The sequence below is a fragment of the Caulobacter sp. Root1455 genome, from assembly GCF_001426905.1.
Lineage (GTDB): Bacteria > Pseudomonadota > Alphaproteobacteria > Caulobacterales > Caulobacteraceae > Caulobacter.
Genome location: NZ_LMFQ01000020.1, coordinates 63,068 through 83,984, shown reverse-complemented (window position 1 = coordinate 83,984; position 20,917 = coordinate 63,068). Strand labels below are relative to the sequence as shown.

The 20,917-nt window shown below is 68.4% G+C and carries 23 protein-coding genes; 11 read left to right on the top strand and 12 right to left on the bottom strand.

The genetic code is table 11. The annotated features are described in order from the left end of the window. Positions 1–4: 4 nt before the first annotated feature. From ASD21_RS09840 to ASD21_RS09815, 6 genes are all read right to left on the bottom strand, one after another. The gene (locus ASD21_RS09840; protein WP_056440133.1) at positions 5–634 is read right to left on the bottom strand and encodes a pseudaminic acid biosynthesis-associated methylase; all 630 of its coding nucleotides are present in this window, start codon (positions 632–634) and stop codon (positions 5–7) included. Positions 635–642: 8 nt separating this feature from the next. Next, positions 643–2,175 carry a F0F1 ATP synthase subunit alpha gene (gene atpA, locus ASD21_RS09835; RefSeq protein ID WP_056440131.1) on the bottom strand — a complete coding sequence of 511 codons (1,533 nt, stop codon included), beginning with the start codon at positions 2,173–2,175 and terminating at the stop codon, positions 643–645. Positions 2,176–2,222: 47 nt separating this feature from the next. Next, positions 2,223–2,777 carry a F0F1 ATP synthase subunit delta gene (locus tag ASD21_RS09830; protein WP_056440129.1) on the bottom strand — a complete coding sequence of 185 codons (555 nt, stop codon included), beginning with the start codon at positions 2,775–2,777 and terminating at the stop codon, positions 2,223–2,225. Between the two features lie 212 nt (positions 2,778–2,989). Further along, the gene (locus tag ASD21_RS09825; RefSeq protein ID WP_056440128.1) at positions 2,990–3,226 is read right to left on the bottom strand and encodes an acyl-CoA thioesterase domain-containing protein; all 237 of its coding nucleotides are present in this window, start codon (positions 3,224–3,226) and stop codon (positions 2,990–2,992) included. Between the two features lie 171 nt (positions 3,227–3,397). Next, entirely contained in the window at positions 3,398–3,733 is a 336-nt protein-coding gene (locus tag ASD21_RS09820; RefSeq protein WP_056440126.1) for a CC_3452 family protein, read from the bottom strand. A gap of 219 nt (positions 3,734–3,952) precedes the next feature. Beyond that, positions 3,953–5,158, bottom strand: coding sequence for an FAD-dependent oxidoreductase (locus ASD21_RS09815; protein WP_056440124.1), 1,206 nt, complete (start codon positions 5,156–5,158; stop codon positions 3,953–3,955). Between the two features lie 218 nt (positions 5,159–5,376). Here ASD21_RS09815 and ASD21_RS09810 point away from each other — a divergent pair, with 218 nt between their 5' ends. The 5 genes from ASD21_RS09810 (at position 5,377) to ASD21_RS09790 (ending at position 9,635) form a co-directional block, all read left to right on the top strand. Beyond that, entirely contained in the window at positions 5,377–6,675 is a 1,299-nt protein-coding gene (locus ASD21_RS09810; protein WP_056440122.1) for an acyl-CoA dehydrogenase family protein, read from the top strand. A 193-nt stretch (positions 6,676–6,868) separates the two neighbouring features. Next, a complete protein-coding gene (locus tag ASD21_RS09805; protein WP_156398360.1) occupies positions 6,869–7,528 on the top strand; it encodes a LemA family protein in 660 nt (219 codons plus the stop codon). A gap of 157 nt (positions 7,529–7,685) precedes the next feature. Then, entirely contained in the window at positions 7,686–8,465 is a 780-nt protein-coding gene (locus tag ASD21_RS09800; RefSeq protein WP_156398340.1) for a TPM domain-containing protein, read from the top strand. Continuing rightward, positions 8,465–9,160 carry a TPM domain-containing protein gene (locus ASD21_RS09795; RefSeq protein ID WP_056440117.1) on the top strand — a complete coding sequence of 232 codons (696 nt, stop codon included), beginning with the start codon at positions 8,465–8,467 and terminating at the stop codon, positions 9,158–9,160. Before ASD21_RS09800 ends, ASD21_RS09795 begins: the two co-directional genes overlap by 1 nt. Before the next feature lie 52 nt (positions 9,161–9,212). Next, positions 9,213–9,635 (top strand): YybH family protein, encoded by a 423-nt coding sequence (locus ASD21_RS09790; protein WP_056440115.1) that lies wholly within the window; start codon positions 9,213–9,215, stop codon positions 9,633–9,635. A gap of 49 nt (positions 9,636–9,684) precedes the next feature. Here ASD21_RS09790 and ASD21_RS09785 read toward each other — a convergent pair whose 3' ends face one another. Beyond that, a complete protein-coding gene (locus ASD21_RS09785) occupies positions 9,685–12,072 on the bottom strand; it encodes a TonB-dependent receptor (protein ID WP_056440113.1) in 2,388 nt (795 codons plus the stop codon). 335 nt (positions 12,073–12,407) lie between these two features. Between ASD21_RS09785 and ASD21_RS09780 the strand changes: the two genes are divergently transcribed. Both ASD21_RS09780 and ASD21_RS25055 read left to right on the top strand, forming a co-directional pair. Next, a complete protein-coding gene (locus tag ASD21_RS09780) occupies positions 12,408–13,595 on the top strand; it encodes an acetyl-CoA C-acyltransferase (protein ID WP_056440111.1) in 1,188 nt (395 codons plus the stop codon). Between the two features lie 248 nt (positions 13,596–13,843). Further along, on the top strand, positions 13,844–13,978 hold the full coding sequence (locus tag ASD21_RS25055; protein ID WP_268760966.1) for a hypothetical protein: 135 nt from the start codon (positions 13,844–13,846) through the stop codon (positions 13,976–13,978). On the opposite strand, the gene ASD21_RS09775 is transcribed toward ASD21_RS25055, so the two are convergent. After that, entirely contained in the window at positions 13,975–14,502 is a 528-nt protein-coding gene (locus ASD21_RS09775) for an HPP family protein (protein ID WP_235524867.1), read from the bottom strand. The two genes, ASD21_RS25055 and ASD21_RS09775, sit on opposite strands and share 4 nt — an antisense overlap. A gap of 194 nt (positions 14,503–14,696) precedes the next feature. Here ASD21_RS09775 and ASD21_RS24435 point away from each other — a divergent pair, with 194 nt between their 5' ends. Continuing rightward, on the top strand, positions 14,697–14,837 hold the full coding sequence (locus ASD21_RS24435; protein WP_200941417.1) for a hypothetical protein: 141 nt from the start codon (positions 14,697–14,699) through the stop codon (positions 14,835–14,837). 123 nt (positions 14,838–14,960) lie between these two features. On the opposite strand, the gene ASD21_RS09770 is transcribed toward ASD21_RS24435, so the two are convergent. After that, positions 14,961–15,422 (bottom strand): COG3650 family protein, encoded by a 462-nt coding sequence (locus ASD21_RS09770; RefSeq protein ID WP_056440109.1) that lies wholly within the window; start codon positions 15,420–15,422, stop codon positions 14,961–14,963. A gap of 46 nt (positions 15,423–15,468) precedes the next feature. On the opposite strand from ASD21_RS09770, the gene ASD21_RS09765 reads away from it, so the two are divergent. From ASD21_RS09765 to ASD21_RS09755, 3 genes are all read left to right on the top strand, one after another. Then, complete coding sequence (locus tag ASD21_RS09765) at positions 15,469–16,596, top strand: DNA cytosine methyltransferase (RefSeq protein WP_056440107.1); 1,128 nt, start codon at positions 15,469–15,471, stop codon at positions 16,594–16,596. Positions 16,597–16,744: 148 nt separating this feature from the next. After that, entirely contained in the window at positions 16,745–17,731 is a 987-nt protein-coding gene (gene cysK, locus ASD21_RS09760) for a cysteine synthase A (RefSeq protein ID WP_056440105.1), read from the top strand. A 43-nt stretch (positions 17,732–17,774) separates the two neighbouring features. Continuing rightward, positions 17,775–18,230 (top strand): very short patch repair endonuclease, encoded by a 456-nt coding sequence (locus ASD21_RS09755; protein ID WP_056440103.1) that lies wholly within the window; start codon positions 17,775–17,777, stop codon positions 18,228–18,230. A gap of 82 nt (positions 18,231–18,312) precedes the next feature. On the opposite strand, the gene ASD21_RS09750 is transcribed toward ASD21_RS09755, so the two are convergent. The 3 genes from ASD21_RS09750 to ASD21_RS09740 all read right to left on the bottom strand — a co-directional run bounded on the left by ASD21_RS09750 (position 18,313) and on the right by ASD21_RS09740 (position 20,871). Next, the gene (locus ASD21_RS09750) at positions 18,313–20,091 is read right to left on the bottom strand and encodes an ATP-binding protein (RefSeq protein ID WP_442856959.1); all 1,779 of its coding nucleotides are present in this window, start codon (positions 20,089–20,091) and stop codon (positions 18,313–18,315) included. Between the two features lie 162 nt (positions 20,092–20,253). Continuing rightward, positions 20,254–20,544: a DUF167 family protein gene (locus ASD21_RS09745; protein ID WP_056440101.1), complete on the bottom strand. Its 291-nt coding sequence runs from the start codon at positions 20,542–20,544 to the stop codon at positions 20,254–20,256. Between the two features lie 6 nt (positions 20,545–20,550). Then, entirely contained in the window at positions 20,551–20,871 is a 321-nt protein-coding gene (locus ASD21_RS09740) for a YggT family protein (protein ID WP_156398338.1), read from the bottom strand. Positions 20,872–20,917 lie beyond the last annotated feature (46 nt).

Genomic DNA, 20,917 nt, shown 5'->3' with positions numbered 1-20,917 from the left:
CCTATCAGACCTTCCTAAACAACCACCAGGTGCTGTCGTCCATCACGGTCGTTCTTCTCCAGAAGAACCCGTAATCGACCAACTGCAGATCTGGGAACATATCCATGTAGAGCGAGCCAAAATCGTTCTTGAACAGAAGATCTTGTTCGCCACGGTAGGTAATCGTTTCGGCCTTCGGCGAAAAATACTCGGAGCAGAAGACGTACTTGGAAGCCACGCGGTGCACTTCGCGCATCGTCGCCTCCAGCTGGCTGGGATCGACGTGGATCAGGACGCCGGCCGTGAAGGCCATGTCCACCGCGCCGTCGGCCAGCGGGATGCTGTGACCGAAACCCTCGAACAACCGCTCGGCCGGCAGGACGCCGTTCTCGACCAACTTCGCTCGAGCTGAAGCATTGGGCTCGATGGCCCATTGCTCCATGTCCGACAGCGCCTGAATGCCCAGCAGGTTGAGACCCACGTTCGGGCCGACCTCCAGGACGCTCTTGGGCATGTCGCCGGTCATGCGTCGAAGAACCTCGCCCCAAACCCGCGCGCGGCCGCGAACAGCCTCGGCGCTGGCGCCGCTACGTTGCGTGTAGCGGTCGCCAAATTCGCCGGACCATGCGTCCAAGGATTTGGGTGCGTTGGCCATCGATCGCCTTAGGCGAAGGTCGCCGAGAAGCTGTCGAGCACGCTCTTCAGCGTGTTCTCCAGATCCTTGTCGAGGGCCTTCTTGGTGCGAATGTTGTCCAGCAGGTCCTTGTGCTGGCTGTGCAGACGGGCCAGCAGCTCGCTTTCGAAGCGGCGGACGCTGCTGGTCGGGATGCCGTCCAGATAGCCGCGGGTGCCGGCGTAGATCACGCAGACCTGCTCTTCGACGGCTTGCGGCGCGTATTGCGGCTGCTTCAGCAGCTCGGTCAGGCGCTCGCCGCGGGCCAGCAGCTTCTGGGTCGAGGCGTCCAGGTCCGAGCCGAACTTGGCGAAGGCGGCCATTTCGCGATACTGGGCGAGCTCGCCCTTAATCGCGCCGGCGACTTGCTTCATGGCCTTGATCTGGGCCGACGAACCGACGCGCGACACCGAGATGCCGACGTTCACGGCCGGGCGGATGCCCTGGTAGAACAGGTCGGTTTCCAGGAAGATCTGGCCGTCGGTGATCGAGATCACGTTGGTCGGGATGTAGGCCGACACGTCGTTGGCCTGGGTTTCGATGATCGGCAGAGCCGTCAGCGAGCCCGAACCGTTGTCTTCGTTCAGCTTGGCGGCGCGTTCCAGCAGGCGCGAGTGCAGATAGAAGACGTCGCCCGGATAGGCTTCGCGGCCCGGCGGGCGGCGCAGCAGCAGCGACATCTGGCGATAGGCGACGGCCTGCTTGGAAAGGTCGTCATAGATGATCAGGCCGTGCAGGCCGTTGTCGCGGAACCACTCGCCCATGGCGCAGCCCGAGAACGGGGCCAGGTACTGCAGCGGGGCCGGCTCGGAGGCCGAGGCCACGACGACGATGGTGTATTCCAGGGCGCCGTGCTCTTCGAGCGTCTTGACGATCTGGGCGACGGTCGAACGCTTCTGGCCGATGGCGACATAGACGCAGTAGAGCTTGGCGCTCTCGTCCTTGCCGGCGTTGGCGGCCTTCTGGTTCAGGATGGTGTCGATGGCGACGGCGGTCTTGCCGGTCTGACGGTCACCGATGATCAGCTCGCGCTGACCGCGGCCGACGGGGATCAGGGTGTCGATCGACTTCAGGCCGGTCTGCACGGGCTCGTGCACCGACTTGCGCGGAATGATGCCTGGCGCCTTGACGTCGACGCGGCGACGCTCGGTCGAGACGATCGGGCCCTTGCCGTCGATCGGCTCGCCCAGCGGGTTGACGACGCGGCCCAGCAGGCCGCGGCCGACCGGAACGTCGACGATCTCGCCGAGACGACGGACTTCGTCACCTTCCTTGATGGCCTGGTCCTGGCCGAAGATCACGGCGCCGACGTTGTCGCGCTCGAGGTTCAGGGCCATGCCCTTCACGCCGGCCTTCGGGAACTCGACCATTTCGCCGGCCTGGACGTTGTCCAAGCCGTAGATGCGGGCGATGCCGTCACCGACGGACAGCACCTGACCGACGTCCGAGACGGCGGCTTCTTCGCCGAAATTGGCGATCTGCGACTTGAGGATGGCCGAAATCTCGGCGGCGCGGATGTCCATGGCTGTCTTGGGCTCTCTGCGTTTTATCTTTGAGGCGGCTTATACGCTTAGGCGCGCTTCAGGGCGAATTTCAGGGAATCGAGCTTCGAACGGAGCGAAGCGTCGAACAGGCGGGAACCGACACGCACCTTGATGCCGCCCAGGATGGACGGATCGACGCGGGTCGAGATTTCGGGGGTCTTGCCCAGGGCCGAGGCCACGGCGGCCGAGACGCCCTTCAGTTGGGCGGCGCTCAGGGCGCTGGCGGTCACCACCTCGGCGGTGACGACGCCGCGATGCTGGGCCGACATTTCGATGAAGGCGGTGATGGCGCCCATCAGGTCGCCGGAGCGGCCGTTGCTGGCCACCAGGCCCAGGAACTTGGCGGTGAGCAGCTGGAAGCCGGCCTTGACGGCGACGGCGGTCAGGCCCTTGGCCTTGTCCTCGGCGCTGAAGGCCGGGCTATCGAGCAGGCGGCGCAGGTCGGTGCTGGCGGCGACCATGGCGCGAAGCGATTTGAGATCGGCTTCGACCTTGGTCAGCTGGTTATTTTCGATCGTCAGTTCGAACAGGGACTGCGCATAGCGCTGTCCCGCATCCGTCGCCTTGGTTTCGTCCGCCACTTGTTCCGCCCGGTGCGTTGCAATCGCCGCGGACAAGAAGTTTAACTCTCATCCCGGCTTAAAGGCTTGAACGCGCTCTAGAAAAGCGCAAGGAGGGCGGGCGCTCTCGCGCCGCCCCGTCCGAAGCCGCGTGCCTGATAACACGCGTCCTTCGCAGTCGCAACCGAGGCCGATGCGTAAGGTTTGCCGGGGTTTTGCGAAAACCGTGGCCGCTAGGTCGGGCTGACCCTGCGGAACACGGCCGAGGCCGCCGCGACCATCGCGCCGTCCGTCGTTCGGGCCTCGGCCTGGGCGAAGACCAGGCTGCGGGTCGAACGCTCGATCCAGGCCTTGGCGGCAACGGGTTCGGCGGCCGGACCGTAGTCGACGGTCATCGAGGTGGGTTCGGCGTCGGGCCCGGCGATCTCGCGCAGGGCGGCTTCCAGCAGGGCGGCGGTCGAGGAGGTCATGGAAGGTCCCTTAGTCCGAACCCCGCCCAACAATAAAGGGGGCCCCATGATAATGGGGACCAAGAAAAAAGGCGGCGGGACCGGCCCGCCGCCCCATCAGGCGAATGTTCGAGGAAACAGCCGGACGGGGCGGGGGAGCCCCAAAAGCGTCCGGGTACTGAAAGGGCGCGCCTACTTCGCGGCCGTTTGCACGCCGGCCTTGGCCGAGGCGTTGCAGCGGGTCAGGTCGTCGGCGTCGAGCGACTTGGCGTCGCCGCCGAAGGCGGCCACGGGGCCCACTTCCTTGGCGAGCGCCTTGCAGGCCACGGCGGTCAGGGCCCGCGACGGGGCGGCGGTCGAGACGCACTCGGCGCCGTCGCAGATGAAGACCGCGCCGCCGGCGACGACCTTGGTCTTGGCGGCGACCGGGTTTTCCAGGGCGACCGCGATGCGGCCGTCGGCGAAGGCCGAGCCGGCGAACAGAGAGACGGACAGGGCGGCGACAGCCGCCAGGGATTGGAGCTTCATGGAAAGCCCTCCAGCGAATTCAGGGAGTGGGAATGATCGATGATCGGCGAAAAGCTGTACTGGTCGTTCAAACCCGGGGGATGTTCAGCATCGGTATCCCCACCGATGCTTCGGGTCAGAACTAAGCACTGCTTAGATATCAGCGTTCAGAATTATCGCAAGCGAAAAGTATTTCGCATGAGCATTTTTTAATGAAACGCTTGTTTCAGGCGACGGTTGTCAGCCCCCGCTGGACGCCCTGGCGTAGAGTCCGGCGATCGTCGCCACCGCGTTCTCCGCCTCCGCCCGGTCCGGCCGCTCGACGTCGACGCCGTAGCCCCACATGTCGCTGTCGCCCACCTGCTGCACGACGATGCCGTCGGGCCGCGGCAGGACCGAGACATGCTTGTAATAGAGTCCGTAGCGAACCTCGGGCTGCGGGGCCAGCCAGGCGATCTGGCCGCGCACCGGGGTGATGGTTTCGTCCTTCCACAACGCCCGCGCGCCATAGCCGGTGCAGTTGACCACCACCGGCTCGCTCAGCCGCGCCAGGTCGGCCGGGGTGTCGAAGGTCATGGCCACGATCTTGCCGCCCTCGGCCAGGAAGTCGCTGGTCAGCATGTGGGCCAGGTCGGTGACGTTGAACTGCATCGAGGTCCCATGCCGCACCCGGCTCACGGGAAACGGATGCGAGCCGGCGGGCAGGTCCTGGAAGCCGGGCACGATGTCGTGCAGGCGATCGCCGTATTCCGCGAAGTGGATCGCTCCGGCGGGATGGGAGCCGCGCGGACCGCCGCCCGCGCCGTCGAACAGGGTGTAGCGGTCGCTCCACGACACCGGCTCGCCGGGCAGGCCCAGCAGGGTCTGGTAGGTGGCGTAGGAAGTGCGGGCCATCTCCTCCCACAGGGCTGGAAAGCCGGGCGCGACCTTGTCGGCGTCGGCGACGCGCGAGTCCGGCGACCAGGTGCCGGTGGCGCGGAACGAGCGCGTCTGGGGCGTGCGCTCCTTGGCGTAGATCGTCACCTTGGCGCCGGCCCGCTGCAGCAGTAGGGCCGAGGTCAGGCCCAGGGCGCCGCAGCCGATCACCGCCACCGCCCTGGTTCCGCCCTCCAGCGCCTTGCCGGCGGCGATGGTGCTGGAGCCCCACGACAGCGACCAGCCGCTGCCGCCGTGGCCGTAGTTGTGCACCACCCGCTTGTCGCCGACGGTTTCGACGTCGAGGCGGGGCCCCGCGGCGCGAAACGGCCGCAGGCAGACGGTGATCTTGGTGATGCGGTCGGCGCTCATCCGCAGCGGGGCGAGCGGCGGGACCACGAAGGCCGGACGGGATGGCGCGATCAGGCCGGAGGCTCCCCCCTGGGTCACGCATCCGGCCAGGCTGGTCGCGCCCAGACCGCCCAGTCCCGCCAGCACGGCGCGGCGGTTGCTCAGTCTCGTCTCGCCCACGCGCGTTCCTCCGGGTCATGATCGCCTCGGGACCCTAGCGGTCCGAGCTCCGCCGCGCCAAGCCATGGCCGCGACGGGATCGGAGACGCGTCCGCCCTGCCCGCCTGGAAGGCAGGCTGGGCCCGCGTTCCGTCACGTCAGACTTGGCGAGGCCGAAGGGCGGTCCATATTCGCCTGAGACGAGCCCGAACGGGGCCAGCCATAGGGAGAACGCGGCCATGGATTTCAACCTGCCGCCGGAACTGACGGCCTATCTGGCGACGCTCGACGCGTTCATCGCCGACCAGATCGCGCCGCTGCAGGCCGAGCACGACAACGAGCGCTTCTTCGACCACCGCCGCGAATGGGCCCGCACCGACTGGGACGGCGGCGGCCTGCCGCGCCGCGAGTGGGAGGAACTGCTGGCCAAGGCCCGGGGCATCGCCGACGCCGCCGGCCACTACCGCTTCGCCCTTCCTAAAGAGTACGGCGGCCAGGACGGCTCCAACCTCTGGATGGCGGTGATCCGCGAGCACCTGGCGGCCAAGGGCCTGGGCCTGTTCAACGACCTGCAGAACGAGCACTCGATCGTCGGCAACAATCCGTTCGTGCTGATGATCCGCGACTTCGGCCGACCCGATCAGCAGCACCTGATCCCCGACATGCTGGACCGTCACGCCTTCCGCCCGACCTTTGGCCTGACCGAGCCCAACCACGGCTCGGACGCCACCTTCATGGAGACCCGGGCGGTGCGCGCGGAGCACCACGGCCAGAGCGGCTGGCGGATCGACGGCGAGAAGATGTGGACGACGGGCATGCACGCGGCCACCCACTGCGCCCTGTTCGCCCGCACCAGCGGCGAGGACGGCTCGGCCAGGGGGATCACCTGCTTCCTGGTGCCCGCCCACGCGCCCGGCGTGAAGATCGAGGAGTATCTCTGGACCTTCAACATGCCCACCGACCACCCCCGGGTCAGCTTCACGGGGGTGTGGGTTCCGGACGAGGCGATGTTCGGGCCGGAGGGCGGCGGCCTGGCCCTGGCCCAGCACTTCGTGCACGAGAACCGCATCCGCCAGGCGGCGTCGAGCCTCGGCGCGGCGACCTTCTGCATCGAGGAAAGCATCAGGTACGCGCGGACGCGCAAGCCGTTCGGCAAGGCCCTGGCCGAGAACCAGGCCATCCAGTTCCCGATCGTCGAGCTGTCGACCCAGGCCGAGATGCTGCGCCTGCTGATCCGCAAGACCGCCTGGGAGATGGACCAGATGACCAAGCCGGAGGTCGAGAAGCGGCTCTCCGACAAGGTGTCGATGTGCAACTACTGGTCCAACCGCCTGGTCTGCGAGGCCGCCGACCGGGCCATGCAGATCCATGGCGGCCTGGGCTATTCGCGCCACAAGCCGTTCGAGCACATCTATCGCCACCACCGCCGCTATCGGATCACCGAAGGCAGCGAGGAGATCCAGATCCGCAAGGTGGCGGCCTGGCTGTTCGGCTACATGGGTCCGCGCAAGGCGGCGTTCGCGGCGGAAGAGGCCTGACTCGCGCTGGACTTGGGACCGGACAAGGGCCCCGACCACACCTCTGCCGTTTCCGGGATGACAAACGCGCGCATTGCGCGAAAATGCAAGCTCAGGTCGTCACCGCGTTTGCATCGGCGGGACGCTCCTCGCTAGTGTGCGTCCACCCATAGAACCACCCGCCGTCAGAACGATCCACCGGATCCAATCAGGCCTGAAGGGACTCCTCATGCGGATGCTCAGAACCCTCACCCGTCTCGCCCCCGTTATCGCCGTGAGCCTGTTCCTGGCCGGCTGCGGCATCAACACCATCCCCACCCAGGACGAGGCGACCAAGACAGCCTGGGCCGAGGTGCAGAACCAGTATCAGCGGCGGTCCGACCTGATCCCCAACCTGGTGGCGACGGTGAAGGGCTACGCGGCCCAGGAGAAGGGCGTGCTGGTCGAGGTCACCCAGGCCCGAGCCAGCGCCACCCAGGTCAAGGTCGACGCCTCGACCATCACCGACCCGGCCCAGTTCCAGCAGTACGCCGCCGCCCAGGACAAGCTGTCGGGCGTGTTGGGTCGGCTGATGATGATCCAGGAGAGCTATCCGGAGCTGAAGTCGAACCAGAACTTCCTGGCCCTGCAGAGCCAGTTGGAAGGCACCGAGAACCGGATCTCGATCGCCCGGCGCGACTACAACAACACCGCCCAGGTCTACAACACCACGCTGCGGACCTTCCCCAGCATCATCTGGGCCAAGACGCTGTACGGCTCGCAGAAGCCGGCCCAGCTGTTCCAGGCCACGGCCAACGCCCAGTCGGCGCCCAGCATCGACTTCAGCGCCCCGCCGGCCCCGTCGGCCAACACCCAGCCCGGCCCGGCGAACTAGCGTGAGCACGACCGCTCTTTCCCTTCTCCTCCCCCGCGAGGCGGGGGAGGTGGCGCGTCGCCATCGGCGACGTGACGGAGGGGGCGCTCCGGTCACCGCACGACGCCCCCTCCGTCATGTCGCGTATCCGCGCCATGCCACCTCCCCCGTTTCACGGGTGAGGAGTTGGCTGCTCGCGGCGTTCATCCTGCTCCTCGCGACCCCCGCCCTGGCCGCCGCCCCCGCCTTCCCGGCCCTGACCGGCCGGGTGGTCGACAACGCCAACATCCTGTCGCCCCAGGTCGAGGCCGAGCTGACGACCAAGCTGGAGAACCTGGAGAAGACCACCGGCCGCCAGCTGGTGGTGGCCACCGTGCCCGATCTGCAGGGCTACGAGATCGAGGACTACGGCTACCAGCTGGGCCGCACCTGGGGCATCGGCCAGAAGGGGACCAACACCGGCGCCCTGCTGATCGTCGCCCCGACCGAGCGCAAGGTGCGCCTGGAGGTCGGCTACGGCCTGGAGCCGATTCTGACCGACGCCCTGTCCAGCCTGATCATCCAGACGACCGTGCTGCCGAAGTTCAAGGCCGGCGATCTCGAAGGCGGGGTCACGGCCGGGACCGACGCGGTCATCGCGCAGCTGGCCCTGCCCGACGAGGAGGCCAAGGCCAAGGCGGCCCAAGCGTTCAAGGTCTCGCAGGAGGCCGATCGCAACACCGGCCCCTCGCCAATCCTGGCCTTGCTGATCCTGTTCGTCGTCATCGTGGTGCTGAGCCAGATGTTCGGACGTCGCGGGCGGCGGGGCGGCGGCGGACTGGGCTCGGCCCTGCCCTGGATCATCCTGAACGGGATGCTCAGCGGCGGCGGCGGCCGCCACGGGGGCGGCGGCGGAGGGGGCGGCTTCTCCGGCGGCGGCGGCTCGTTCGGCGGCGGCGGATCTTCAGGGAGCTGGTGATGAAAAGCCTTTCGCAAGCCGACCAGGACCGCATCGCCAAGGCCGTGGCCGACGCCGAGAAGACCACCGCCGGCGAGATCTATTGCGTGCTAGCCCCCGAGGTCGGCGACGACCGCTCGGTTCCGCTGATCTGGGCGGCCAGCGCGGCGCTGCTGGTCCCGGCCCTGGCCCTGCTGGCCGGCTTCCGGCCCGAGATGCTGAGCCGGCTGTTCGGCGGCTGGAGCATCGGCCACGCCGCCGCCCAGGACGTCGCCATCCTCTCGGCCCTGCTGACCTATGTCGGCCTGCAGGCGGCGATCTTCGCCGTCGTCGCCGCCCTGGTCTGGATCCCCGCTGTGCGCCGAGGGCTGATCCCCGGCGCCGTCAAGACGGCCCGGGTGCGCCAGGCGGCCCTGGACTATTTCCTGGCCAAGGATCTGCACACGACCCGCCACCGCACCGGCGTGCTGATCTTCGCCGCCCTGGCCGAGCACCGGGTCGAGGTGATCGCCGACGAGGGCATCCACGCCGCCGCGCCCAAGGCGGTCTGGGACGAGGTGGTGGCCGACATGGTGGCCGGACTGAAGAACGGCCGCATCGCCGACGGCTTCGTGGCCGCCATCGCCCGGACCGGGGCCATCCTCGCCGCCCACGTCCCGCCGCGCCCCGACGACGCCAACGAACTGCCCGACGGCCTGACCGTGCTGCCGCGCTGAAACAAACCTCCAGCGCCGTCGCGCGTTCTCGGCGGGTGATCAGGAGGTTTCGATGACCGATCAAGACGACTTCACCGCCTTCCTCGACCAGCGTCGGAAGGTCGCGCGGGCCTATGTCAACGGCGACGCCGACCCGCTGACCGAGATCGCCGCCCAAGCCAATCCGGCCACCTTCTTCCCGCCCAGCGGCGGGTGCGAGCAGGGCGCCGGCCACGTCACCGCCGTCAACGTCCGCGGCGCCCGAAGCATGGCGGCCGGCGGCGAGACGACGCTGGAGATCCTGCACAGCCAGGCCAGCGGCGACCTGGCCTACTGGACCGGCCTGCAACACGCGTCCGTCCGCTTCGTGGGAAAGGACGAACCGGCGCGGATGAGCCTGCGCGTCACCGAGATCTTCCGGCGCGAGGACCGCGACTGGAAGATGATCCACCGGCACGCCGATTTCCTGTCAGAGCCCCAGCCTCGGCCGAAATGAAAAGGGGCGACCGGTTTCCCGATCGCCCCTTTCTGTCCCAGGTCCGCGCTTAGAACGACTTGCGGATCGTCAGACCGGCGGTGCGGGGCTGGCCGATCGTATAGCCCAACCGGGCCCGGCCGCCGCGCTCGCGGTCGAACGACAACAGCGGGTTCTCGTCGAAGGCGTTGTTGACATAGGCGATCAGGTCCAGCCCGTTGTCCATCTGCAGGCCGGCGCTGAAGTTGACGATGTCGTAGCTGGGCAGTTGCAGGTCCAGCACGGTGGCGTCGTTGCCCGAGGCCCCGCCGAACGGCAGGCCCGAGACGAAGGAGCGCGGGTTGTTCTCCTGGTCGCTGGCCTGGGTGTAGCGGTCGCCGACATGCTGGTATGAGGCGGTGACATAGCCGTCCATCGTGTCGGTCAGGGTCCGCGTATAGGTGGCGTTGATCGAGATCTGGAACTTGGGCACCGAGGGCAGGCGGTTGCCTTCGCGGATGCCGCCGATCACCGTCCCTGTTCCGTCGCGCACCGTGGAGTCGAACTCGGCCTCCAGCAGGCTGCCCGAGACGCTGAGGTCGAAACCGGGCGCCAGGCGGGCCGACAGCTCGCCCTCGATCCCCTTGGTGTGGGCCTTGGGCACGTTGAACACCACGCGCGACGAGCACGAGCCGGCGTCCAGCGTCGTCTGCAGATTCTTGATGTCGGTGTAGAACACCGCGCCGTTGAAGGTGACGCCGCCGAACCGCGACTTCACCCCGCCCTCGTAGTTCCACAGCGTCTCGTCGTCATACGACTGGAAGCCGCCGAAGATCGCCGCGTCCTGCGGCGTGCAGAGCGGCAGGTTCAGCGGGTCGTTGACCCCGCCCAGCCGGAAGCCCTTGGAGGCCTGGGCGTTGAAGGTCAGGGCCGGGGTGGCCTTGTAGCTGAGCAGCAGGCGGGGGGTGAAGCCGTCGGACGAGGTGTTGTCGACCTGGTCGTCGCCGTTGGCGAACAGGCCGCCGGAGGTGAAACGGCGCTCCTCGTTGAAGTCGTAATAGCGTCCGCCGGCCGTCACGGTCAGCTTTTGATACTCGTAGCTGGCCTCGCCGAAGACCGCCTTCTGCTCGATGTCGTAGGGCAGCGAGGCGTTGTAGGGCGAGTTGAGCGGGAAGCCGTTGGCCACGGCCGCCGAGGTGCCTGCCCCCAGGGTCGCGTCGGTATAGGCGTCGTAGCCGGGCGTCGGCAGCCGCTGGTTATAGACCCGGTCGACCTTCGAATAGAACGCGCCGACCAGCCACTGGAACGGGCTGTCGTTGTCCGAGCTCAGGCGCAGTTCCTGGGTGAACTGCTCGAGGTCCGTGGTGTCGACCAGCTTGGACGGCAGGGTGACGGCCGCGTCCGGGAAGCCCAGGTCCACCGACACGCTGCCGGTCAGGGCGCTGGCGTCGCGATTCACGTCGATCTTGCGGTCGATATAGCTGGTGACCGAGGTCAGCTCGACGGCGTCGAAGCCGAACGAGGCGGTCAGGTCGCCCAGGAAGGTCTTGTCGCCGAAGCTCTCGTCCAGCAGCAGGTACTGCTCGCGCTCGCCCATCGTGATGGCCGGACGGGTGGTGGTGAACGGGTTGGCGAACAGGTTGAACGCCTCCTGGCGGTTGAAGCCGCCGGCGTGGATCTCCTGATAGACTAGGCGCGGCGTGATGCTGATGGCGTCGGTCGGCTGGAACAGCAGCGAGACCCGGCCGCCGCGGCGATAGCCGTCGTTGACGTTGTTCTTGCGCGTGCCGCCCTCGCCCAGGGCGTCGACGAAGCCGGCGTACTGGGTGTCGTAGCCGACCACCCGCAGGGCCGCCTTGTCCGACAGCGGCAGGTTGACCGCGCCCTTGATGTAGCCGCCGACGTCGCCGCTTTGCAGCACGTTGAAGTTGGCCTCGACCACGCCCTCCTGGGCGCCCAGCTTGGGCTGGTTGGTGATGTAGCGGATGGTGCCGCCGACCGAGCCGGAGCCGAACAGCGTGCCCTGCGGGCCGCGCAGGGTCTCGACGCGGTTCAGGTCGAACAGGTCGACGTCGGGCGTGAACAGCGACAGCGAGATCACCGACTCGTCGAGATAGACCCCGACCTGCTCCTTGACGCCCGGCTGGTCGCGGACCACCTGGCCGGCCGAGACGCCGCGCACCGACACCTGGCTCTGGCCCGGGCCGAGGTTCTGGATCGTCAGGCTGGCGACGTTGCGCGAGAGGTCCTCGAGCGTCACAGCGCCCGACTTCTGGATGTCGGCCTCGGTCTGGGCGTTGATCGAGAACGGCACGTCCAGGATCGTCGCGTCGCGCTTGGTGGCGGTGACGATCAGCTCCTCGACGGTGTTGGACTGTTGGGCGAAGCCGACCGCCGGCAGGGCGATCGACGCCGCCAGGGCGGTCGCGGCCAGCAAGGCATGCCGACGATGGATTGAGCTAAGGGTCGTGGGGCGCATGAATTCCTCCCGCTTATGTTTTTTAGCGGCCATTGATTATAATTATTGGCCACAACCTAAGCGTTCTTGCCCGAATCGATGAAAGTCAACGCCAAACTAAACCGTGGCTTAGATGCACGGATTTTTCCCAAAGACGAGTGGATTGCGGGCAACAATGTCCCGAGTTCTCTTCGTGATAACGCAACGTAATGGTCAAGCTCTAAAGCTTTGCCTGGTGAATGTTACCGCTATCACGATCTGATCTGCTTTACGTGCGCGTGACCTTTCGCGGAGGGAAATCCCGGTCTAGGGTGGCCGCCAATTCAAACTAACGTTTTAAAGGGGAGTGCGCCCAAATGCGCGAAGCGGTCATCGTCTCTTACGCCCGGACCGGCCTGGCCAAGTCCGTCCGCGGCGGGTTCAACAACACCCACGGCGCGGCCATGGCCGGCCACGCCATCCAGCACGCCGTGTCGCGCGCCGGCCTCGAAGGCGGCGAAGTCGAAGACGTGGCCCTGGGCTGCGGCGGCCCCGAGGGCGCCACCGGCATGAACGTCGCCCGCAACGCCGCCATGTGGGCCGGCCTGCCGGTCACCGTCTCGGGCCAGACCATCAACCGCTTCTGCTCGTCGGGCCTGCAGGCCATCGCCACGGCGGCCAACTATGTCCGCAACGACGGCGCCAATGTCGCCATCGGCGGCGGCGTCGAGTCGATCTCCCTGGTGAATGCCGGCGGCCACATGAACCGCTTCCACATCACCGAGGAAAAGCTGCTCAAGACCCATCCGGCCCTGTGGATGGCGATGATCGACACCGCCGACATCGTGGCCAAGCGCTACAATGTCAGCCGCGAATACCAGGACGAGTATTCGCTGCGCAGCCAGCAGCGGATCGCCGCCGCCCAAGCCAGCGGCTTGTTCGACCAAGAAATCGTGCCGATGGCCACCAAGATGAAGGTGGTCAACAAGGAGACCAAGGAAGAGAGCCTGGTCGACTACGTGGTCTCCAAGGACGAATGCAATCGTCCGGAGACCACCCTTGAGGGCCTGGCCAAGCTGGAGCCCGTCAAGGGTCCGGGCAACTTCGTCACCGCCGGCAACGCCAGCCAGCTGTCGGACGGCGCCGCCGCCGTGGTGATCATGGACGCCAAGGAAGCCGCCCGCCGCAACCTCGAGCCGCTGGGCCTGTTCAAGGGCTTCGCCGTCGCCGGCTGCGAGCCCGACGAGATGGGCATCGGCCCCGTCTTCGCCGTGCCGCGCCTGCTGGAACGCCACGGCCTGAAGGTCGACGACATCGACCTGTGGGAGCTGAACGAGGCCTTCGCCTCGCAGTGCCTCTACAGCCGCGACCGCCTGGGCATCGATCCGGAGAAGTACAACGTCAACGGCGGCTCGATCGCCATCGGCCACCCGTTCGGCATGACCGGCGCCCGCTGCGCCGGCCACCTGCTGCTGGAAGGCAAGCGCCGCAAGGCCAAGCTGGGCGTGGTGACCATGTGCATCGGCGGCGGCATGGGCGCGGCGGGTCTGTTCGAAATCTTCTGACAGCAGCTGGGGACAGGCGCATGCGCCTGTCCCCAGCCACCGCACGGATTAAGTCGAAACTTACTTGCCAAGCCCCTGAATTCTTCACGAATTCAGGGGCTTAATTCATTCTCGCCTTGGTTGCTCACCGCCTGAAGGTTGCGCCGAATTAATGATGAGCCCGGTTGATCCCCGGCGGAACGCCGTTATTTAAGCCGTCCGGAACACGGCCTCCCCCACCAGCGCGCCGCCAGACAAAGATCAAGACCATGGCCGCCAAGGCCCTCTTCCCCCTCGCCGCCGTCCTGTCGGTCGTCATCGGCCTGCTGCTGCCCGTCCCCGGCGCCGGGCGTCAGGACCTCGACGCGCGCGGCCATTACGAGCTGATGGACGTCGGAAACTAAGGCTCGCGCTCGGGTTCCGGCCGGGGAACGACCCGGTCGGTCAGCTTTCGCCAGACGAACGAAAACCCAGCCAGCAGCATCGCGCCCAGCAGGATCACGCTGAACAGGTAGCCGATCTTCAAGCCCAGATTCACCACCAGGAAGGCGTCGACCGCCGCCGGCGGGTGGAAGACCTTCAGCCGCAGCATGGCGATCACCGCCAGCCCCACCGCGACCGCCGCCAGGGTCGGCGAGGAGCCGCCGACCAGCAGGACCAGATAGCCGGCCAGGGCCGCGGTCAGGTGTCCGCCGATCAGGGCCTTGGGCTTGGCCGGCTCGGAGCGCGGCGCGCCCATCACCAGGGCGATCGAGGTGATGAAGGGGATCTGCCAATAGGGGATCGCCGTCAGCCGCGAGGCCAGGACCAGGGCCCCGACGCAGAACGCGGCGCCGAGCCCGGCGAAGGCCATCCATCCGGCGACGGGGGTGCGAAGGAAGCGGCGGGCGCCCCGCGCTCCGGCTTGCAGCGTCTCTTCGGCGGTCACGTCCCCTCCCCCCAAGGTCCAGCTGAAGCGCCAGCATGGTTCGCGCGCGGGGCCGGATTCGGCAAGGTCGAGAACGGTGATCAACGAATTTCAGGGATGCGGGACGGCGCCCTCTTGAACGCCCACGAACCGCAACCATCTTTGTTGCTGATCAGCCGCTCCTCGGCGGAGATCGTTCAACAGGACCCGCCGTCATGGCCGCCCCCGTCAAGGCCCTCTTCGCCCTCGCCGCCGTCGCCGCCGTCTCGATCGGCCTGCTGCTGCCCGTCCCCGGCGCCGTGCGCCAGAACCTCGACGCGCGCGGCCATTACGAGCTGATGGACGTGGGGAACTAGCGACCTGTCATCCCGGACAAGCGCGCAGCGCGAAGATCCGGGACCGCCGCAAGCGCGGCGCTCACGCGTCGGTCCCGGCTCTTCGCTACGCTACGGCCGGGATGACAAAGCATTGTTGGAATTTTACGGCCTCGGCTGGGCGTCCAGCTCGGCTGGCCGCGCCGCGCAGCCCTTCAGCACCTGGCCGTTGATCGTCACCTCGGCGCGATAGCCGTACCGCCGGTCCGACATGCCGTCCGAGCAGGGCTCGGGCCGCAGCTTGAACACCAGACCGCCCACGCCCCAGACGCCGGCGTCGCCCTCGAGCCGGACGCCGGTGTTGGCCGCGCCGACGTCCGGCTGGCCGGCCCGCGACAGCGTCAGGCCGTCGTCCTGGATCCGCCCGCCCCAGAACGGCTCGGTCCCGACCAGCCGGAAGTCGCCGGAGAAGTCCGGTCCCGGCGGGGCCGAGGCCGGGGCGTCGGCCGGGGCGGTCGAGGCCCCCTCGGACGCGCCCATCGGCGCCTCGCCGCAACCGGCGAGCATCAGGATCAGGCCCAGGGTCGGGCCCAGGGTCAGGCAAAGAGCGGCGGCGGGACGAAGCATGGCGGCGCTATCCTCGGATGGGCGGCTCACGCTAGACTCCCGCGCGATGAATCGGAACGCCCCTCCCGTCTTCTACGAGTTCTTCGCCGGCGGCGGCATGGCGCGCCTCGGCCTGGGCGAGGCCTGGACCTGCGCCTTCGCCAACGACTTCGACCCGGTCAAGGCCGCGACCTATCGCGACAACCACCAAGACGCCGCGTCTCACTTCCACCAGGGCGACGTCTGGAAGATCGCTCCCGCCGACCTGCCCGGACAGGCGGATCTGGCCTGGGCCTCCAGCCCCTGCCAGGACTTCAGCCTGGCCGGGGCCCGGGCCGGCCTGCAAGGCGGCCGGTCCTCGGCCTTCTTCGGCTTCTGGAAGCTGATGGAGGCCTTGTCCGCCGAAGGCCGCGGCCCCGACACGGTGGTGGTCGAGAACGTCGTGGGTCTGCTGACCTCGCACGGCGGCGCCGATTTCACCGCCCTGTGCCGCGCCCTGGCCGGCCAGGGCTACCGCTTCGGCGCCCTGGAGATCGACGCCGCCCGCTTTGTCCCGCAGTCGCGGCCCCGAGTGTTCGTGATCGCCACGCGCCTGCCGGTCGACGGCCTGACGGGGACCAGCCCGTTCCAGACCCGCGCCGTGCGCGAGGCCCACGCGCGCCTGCCCGCCGAGCTGGCGGCTGCCTGGACCTGGTGGGGCCTGCCCGCCCCGCCGGCCAGAAACACCGATCTGGCCGCCCTGCTCGAACCCGACGACCAGATGACCTGGCGGACGGACGAGGCGACGACGACCCTGCTGGACATGATGGCCCCCGCCCACCGCGCCGCCGTCGAGGCCCGCGTCCAGAGCGGCGAGCGGGCGGTCGGCGCGGTCTTCCGGCGGATGCGCAGCGGCGAGCAGCGGGCGGAGATCCGCTTCGACGGCCTGGCCGGCTGCCTGCGCACCCCGCGCGGCGGCTCCTCGCGCCAGACCCTGCTGGTGATCGACGACGGCAAGGTCCGCTCGCGCTTGCTCAGCCCCCGCGAGGGCGCTCGGCTGATGGGTCTGCCCGAGGCCTATCGCCTGCCCAGGAGCGCCACCGCCGGCCTGCATGTGATCGGCGACGGGGTGGCCGCGCCGGTGGTGCGCTGGCTGTCGGAGCGGCTTCTGACTCCGCTCGCCCTCAGGAAATCTGCGCCGCTCGCCGCCGAATGAGCCGCTGACACGCCAAAACCCACGGCCTAAGGTGGATTAGACCCGGAAGCGCGATAGCCGAAAGTGGTTGCCGGTTTCGGCGGTTATCGCGCTTCCCGAACTAACCCCCCTTTTGGGGGCCGACCAATCCAGCCAAGCGAGACTTCCCATGGACGACGCCTCCTCGATCTACGACGCCGCGCGGTTCAAGCGCGCCGGGCGCGGCAAGATCTTCGACTCGATCCTCGACACGGTCGGCGACACGCCGCTGGTCCGCCTGCCCAACCTGACCGCCGAACTGAAGCCCAAGGGCACGGTCGTGGCCAAGCTGGAGTTCTTCAACCCGCTGGCCTCGGTCAAGGACCGCATCGGCGTGGCGATGATCGAATATCTGGAGGCCAAGGGCCTGCTGAAGCCGGGCGGCGTGATCGTCGAGCCGACCAGCGGCAACACCGGCATCGCCCTGGCCTTCGTGGCCGCCGCCAAGGGCTACAAGCTGACCCTGGTCATGCCCGAGAGCATGTCGATCGAGCGTCGCAAGATGCTGCTGCTGCTGGGCGCCAAGCTGGAGCTGACCCCGGCCGAGAAGGGCATGCGCGGCGCCGTCGCCCGGGCCCAGGAGATCATCGACGCCACGCCCGGCGCGGTGATGCCCCAGCAGTTCGAGAACACCGCCAACCCGCTGATCCACCGCGTCTCGACGGCCGAGGAGATCTGGAACGACACCGCCGGCGCCGTGGACGCCGTGGTCTCGGGCGTCGGCACCGGCGGCACCATCTCGGGCGTCGGCCAGGTGCTGAAGGCCCGCAAGCCGTCGGTGAAGATGGTCGCGGTCGAGCCCGAGGCCTCGGCCGTGCTGTCGGGCGGCGCGCCGGGCCCGCACAAGATCCAGGGCATCGGCGCCGGCTTCGTGCCGGGCATCCTCGATCGCGGGGTGATCGACGAGATCATCCAGGTGTCGAACGACGACAGCTTCGCCATGGCCCGAAAGGCGGCCTCGACCGAGGGCCTACCGGTCGGCATCAGCTCGGGCGCGGCCCTGACCGCGGCCTTCGACCTGGCCATGCGCGACGACTACGCCGGCAAGCTGATCGTGGCGATCATCCCCAGCTTCGCCGAGCGCTATCTGTCGACGGCGCTGTTCGAAGGGCTCTGATCCCGACCTGCTCCCCTTTGGGCGGCGGGGACGTTACGACGCCATGAGCGACGTCTTCGACCCCGCCAAGCGCTCGGCCGTGATGGCCCGGATCAAGAGCCGGGACACCAAGCCCGAGCTGTTGCTGCGCCGCCTGCTGACCGATCTCGGCGCGCGTTACCGCCTGCACCGCAAGGACCTGCCCGGCTCGCCCGACGTGGCGATGCCGGGCCGGCGGCTGGCGATCTTCGTGCACGGCTGCTTCTGGCACGGCCACGACTGCCCGCGCGGCTCCCGCGTGCCCAAGACCAACCGCGACTACTGGCTGGCCAAGGTGGCGCGCAACACGGCCCGGGACGCGCGGAACCTCGCCGACCTCACCGCCGCCGGCTGGCGGGTGGAGACGGTGTGGGAATGTCAGATGAAGGATCAGGCGGCGCTGAAGGAGAGGCTGGCGAAGGTGCTCGACAGCCCTCCCCCTGTGGGGGAGGCGGCCGAAGGCCGGTGGGGGGTGTCTTAGGCCGTTCGATCCTGCGGGCGGGAAGATCCCATTACTCCCCCCTCCGTCGGCTGCGCCGACACCTCCCCCACGGGGGGAGGACCTAAGCCGCCGCCCTCGCCGCCGCCGCCGGCAGCACTTCGCTGAGCGCCGCGTGCAGCTGGCTGGGATCGATCGGCTTGGCGACGTGGGCGTTCATGCCGGCCGCGTGGCAGGCCTCCCAGTCCTTGGCGGTGGCCGAGGCGGTGACGGCGATCACCGGGATGTCGCGATTGGGGCCGTCGGCGGCGCGCAGCTGGCGCGTGGCGTCGCGGCCGTCCATGCCCGGCATGTAGACGTCCATCAGCATGACGTCGAACACCTCGGAATGCAGCAGCTCCAGGGCCCGCTCGCCGGACTCGGCCAGGGTGGGCTGGATGCCGAACGACTGCAGGACCAGCTCGATGGCCCGGCGGTTGACCACGTGGTCGTCGACCACCAGGACCCGCGCGCCCTCGATGACGGCCCCGCCGGCTCGGGCGTCCGGCGCTTCGGCGGCCTCGACCCGGACTTCCAGCCGGAAGCGCGCGCCCTTGCCGGGCTTGCTGGTCACCGTCAGGTCGCCGCCCATCAGCCGGGCCAGTTCGCGGCTGATCACCAGACCCAGGCCCGAGCCGCCGTGCTCGCGCGCCACGTTCGAGGCCAGTTGGTCGAACGGCGTGAACAGCCGCGCCACCTGCTCTTCGGCCAGGCCGCGCCCGGTGTCGGCGACGATCGCCTCGAACATCAGGTGATCGCCGGCCTCGCGCGTCGACAGCCGCACGGTGACCGCGCCGCGCTCGGTGAACTTGATGGCGTTGGACAGCAGGTTGTTGAGCACCTGGCGCAGCCGCATGGAATCGCCCGCAACCCACCGAGGAAGGTGCGCCGCGCCCTCGACCCGCAGGCGCAGGCCCTTCTTGTTGGCGTCTGGCCGCCACAGACGCAGGGTGTCGGCCATGGCCTGGCGCAGATCGAACGGAGCCTGCTCGACCGCCATCCGCCCGGCGTCCAGGCGTGACAGGTCCAGCAGATCGTTGAGCAGGGTGCGCATCATCGCGCCGGCGTCGCCGATCAGCTGGGCGTGGATCTTGGAGGCGGCGTCGGGCACGTCGCTGTGCAGGCGCGCCGCCCCGGCCAGGATGGCGCTGATGGGCGTGCGCAGCTCATGGCTGATCATGGCCACGAAGGCCGACTTGGCGGCGACGGCTTCCTCGGCCTCGTGGCGGCGGCGCTCGGCCTCCTCCTTGGCGGCGGCCTCGGCGGTCAGGGCCTTTTCCAGCGTGCGGGCGGCCACGGCCACCGAGACGATCAGCAGCAACACGCCGCACCACAGGGCGCTGGCCAGGGGTGCGTTCGGATTGGCCGCCCGGGCCACGAACGGCACGATCAGCAGATAGACGACGTGCGGGGCGGCGGCCGAGATCGTCGCCGACCTCAGGCTGGAATTGACGACGATGACGTTCAGCAGGGCGCCGGCCAGCAGCATGCCGCCCAGGGTCGGCGCGAAGCGCACGGCCGAGCCGAACAGCGGCAGCGACAGGGATCCGAAGATGATCGAGGTGATCGCGGGCATGGCCGCCACGGCCCACCGCAGGGCGCGACCGGGATGGGGCTGCCGCAGCAACCGGCGGATCAGCAGCAGCTCCAGCAGCTGGGCGGCCGCATAGGTCCCGGCCCACAGCCAAGTCCAGGCGGCGCCCATGAAGACGTGCAGCATCAGGGCGATCATCACCGTGGCGAGGACGCGCAGATGGAGATTGCCGCGACGCGCGAGCGCCGCCCTCACCTCTCCCGACTGATGTCGTACGTCGCCCACACAGCCCCCCGTGCCGCGCGGTCCCCACCGCGCGCCGAAGCCCATAGCATGAAACAGTGTCGCTAAGAGGGGGTGAAAAACCTGATTCGTTGACGTCTTTTTCTCGGACCACGGATCGAACCTGCCCCCGTTCCCGATCGGAACAGGTATTTTCAGGTCGCGGGCGGCGGCGTGTTGAGATTCACGATCACGCCTTGTCTGGACAGGTCACGAAGCGGTCTCGGGGGGCGGTCCCACGGCGCGGGCCAGCGACAACGCGTCGCAGCCGCCCAGATCGACCAGCTTGAGTCGGGCGCCGGCCCCCGAGACGATGGACAGGGACGACTTGGGCACGCCCAGGGTCTTGGCCAGCAGGGCCAGCAACGCGGCGTTGGCCGCGCCCTCGACCGGCGGGGCGGCGACCCGCACCTTCAGATAGGGCCGGCCGTCGCCGTCGACCGCCCAGCCGTCGATCGCCTCGCGCCCGCCGCGCGGGGTGAGGCGGACCGCCAGGCGCATGATCCGCTAGTAGCCGCCGACCAGGCGAATGAGCGTGTCGCGCAGGGCCGGCAGCAGGATGGCCCGCACGCCGGTGATGATCAGCAACACGACGATCGGGCTGATGTCGACGCCGCCGAGCGGCGGAATGATCCGCTGGAACGGCCGCAGCACCGGCCCGGTCACCCGGTCGAGGAAGGTGCTGATCTGATAGACCGCCCGGTTGCGCAGATTGATGATGTCGAACGCCACCAGCCAGCTCAGCACGGCCGAGATGATGATCGCCCACCACAGAAGGCTCAGCAGGGCGCCGATGATGAAGAAGACGAAGGTGATGAGGGCGATCATGAGCTTCCCGTCCAAGTGCACCGCTTCTTGCCGCGCCTCGACGGCC

What these genes read in the sequence shown, in the direction of transcription:
- ASD21_RS09750 (WP_442856959.1), bottom strand. Translation starts at nt 20,091, where the DNA reads ATGGGCTTCGGCGCGCGGTGGGGACCGCGCGGCACGGGGGGCTGTGTG.
- ASD21_RS09755 (WP_056440103.1), top strand. Translation starts at nt 17,775, where the DNA reads ATGAGCGACGTCTTCGACCCCGCCAAGCGCTCGGCCGTGATGGCCCGG.
- atpA (WP_056440131.1), bottom strand. Translation starts at nt 2,175, where the DNA reads ATGGACATCCGCGCCGCCGAGATTTCGGCCATCCTCAAGTCGCAGATC.
- ASD21_RS09745 (WP_056440101.1), bottom strand. Translation starts at nt 20,544, where the DNA reads ATGCGCCTGGCGGTCCGCCTCACCCCGCGCGGCGGGCGCGAGGCGATC.
- ASD21_RS09770 (WP_056440109.1), bottom strand. Translation starts at nt 15,422, where the DNA reads ATGCTTCGTCCCGCCGCCGCTCTTTGCCTGACCCTGGGCCCGACCCTG.
- ASD21_RS09810 (WP_056440122.1), top strand. Translation starts at nt 5,377, where the DNA reads ATGGATTTCAACCTGCCGCCGGAACTGACGGCCTATCTGGCGACGCTC.
- cysK (WP_056440105.1), top strand. Translation starts at nt 16,745, where the DNA reads ATGGACGACGCCTCCTCGATCTACGACGCCGCGCGGTTCAAGCGCGCC.
- ASD21_RS09795 (WP_056440117.1), top strand. Translation starts at nt 8,465, where the DNA reads ATGAAAAGCCTTTCGCAAGCCGACCAGGACCGCATCGCCAAGGCCGTG.
- ASD21_RS09825 (WP_056440128.1), bottom strand. Translation starts at nt 3,226, where the DNA reads ATGACCTCCTCGACCGCCGCCCTGCTGGAAGCCGCCCTGCGCGAGATC.
- ASD21_RS24435 (WP_200941417.1), top strand. Translation starts at nt 14,697, where the DNA reads ATGGCCGCCCCCGTCAAGGCCCTCTTCGCCCTCGCCGCCGTCGCCGCC.
- ASD21_RS09790 (WP_056440115.1), top strand. Translation starts at nt 9,213, where the DNA reads ATGACCGATCAAGACGACTTCACCGCCTTCCTCGACCAGCGTCGGAAG.
- ASD21_RS09840 (WP_056440133.1), bottom strand. Translation starts at nt 634, where the DNA reads ATGGCCAACGCACCCAAATCCTTGGACGCATGGTCCGGCGAATTTGGC.
- ASD21_RS09765 (WP_056440107.1), top strand. Translation starts at nt 15,469, where the DNA reads ATGAATCGGAACGCCCCTCCCGTCTTCTACGAGTTCTTCGCCGGCGGC.
- ASD21_RS09740 (WP_156398338.1), bottom strand. Translation starts at nt 20,871, where the DNA reads ATGATCGCCCTCATCACCTTCGTCTTCTTCATCATCGGCGCCCTGCTG.
- ASD21_RS25055 (WP_268760966.1), top strand. Translation starts at nt 13,844, where the DNA reads ATGGCCGCCAAGGCCCTCTTCCCCCTCGCCGCCGTCCTGTCGGTCGTC.
- ASD21_RS09785 (WP_056440113.1), bottom strand. Translation starts at nt 12,072, where the DNA reads ATGCGCCCCACGACCCTTAGCTCAATCCATCGTCGGCATGCCTTGCTG.
- ASD21_RS09820 (WP_056440126.1), bottom strand. Translation starts at nt 3,733, where the DNA reads ATGAAGCTCCAATCCCTGGCGGCTGTCGCCGCCCTGTCCGTCTCTCTG.
- ASD21_RS09780 (WP_056440111.1), top strand. Translation starts at nt 12,408, where the DNA reads ATGCGCGAAGCGGTCATCGTCTCTTACGCCCGGACCGGCCTGGCCAAG.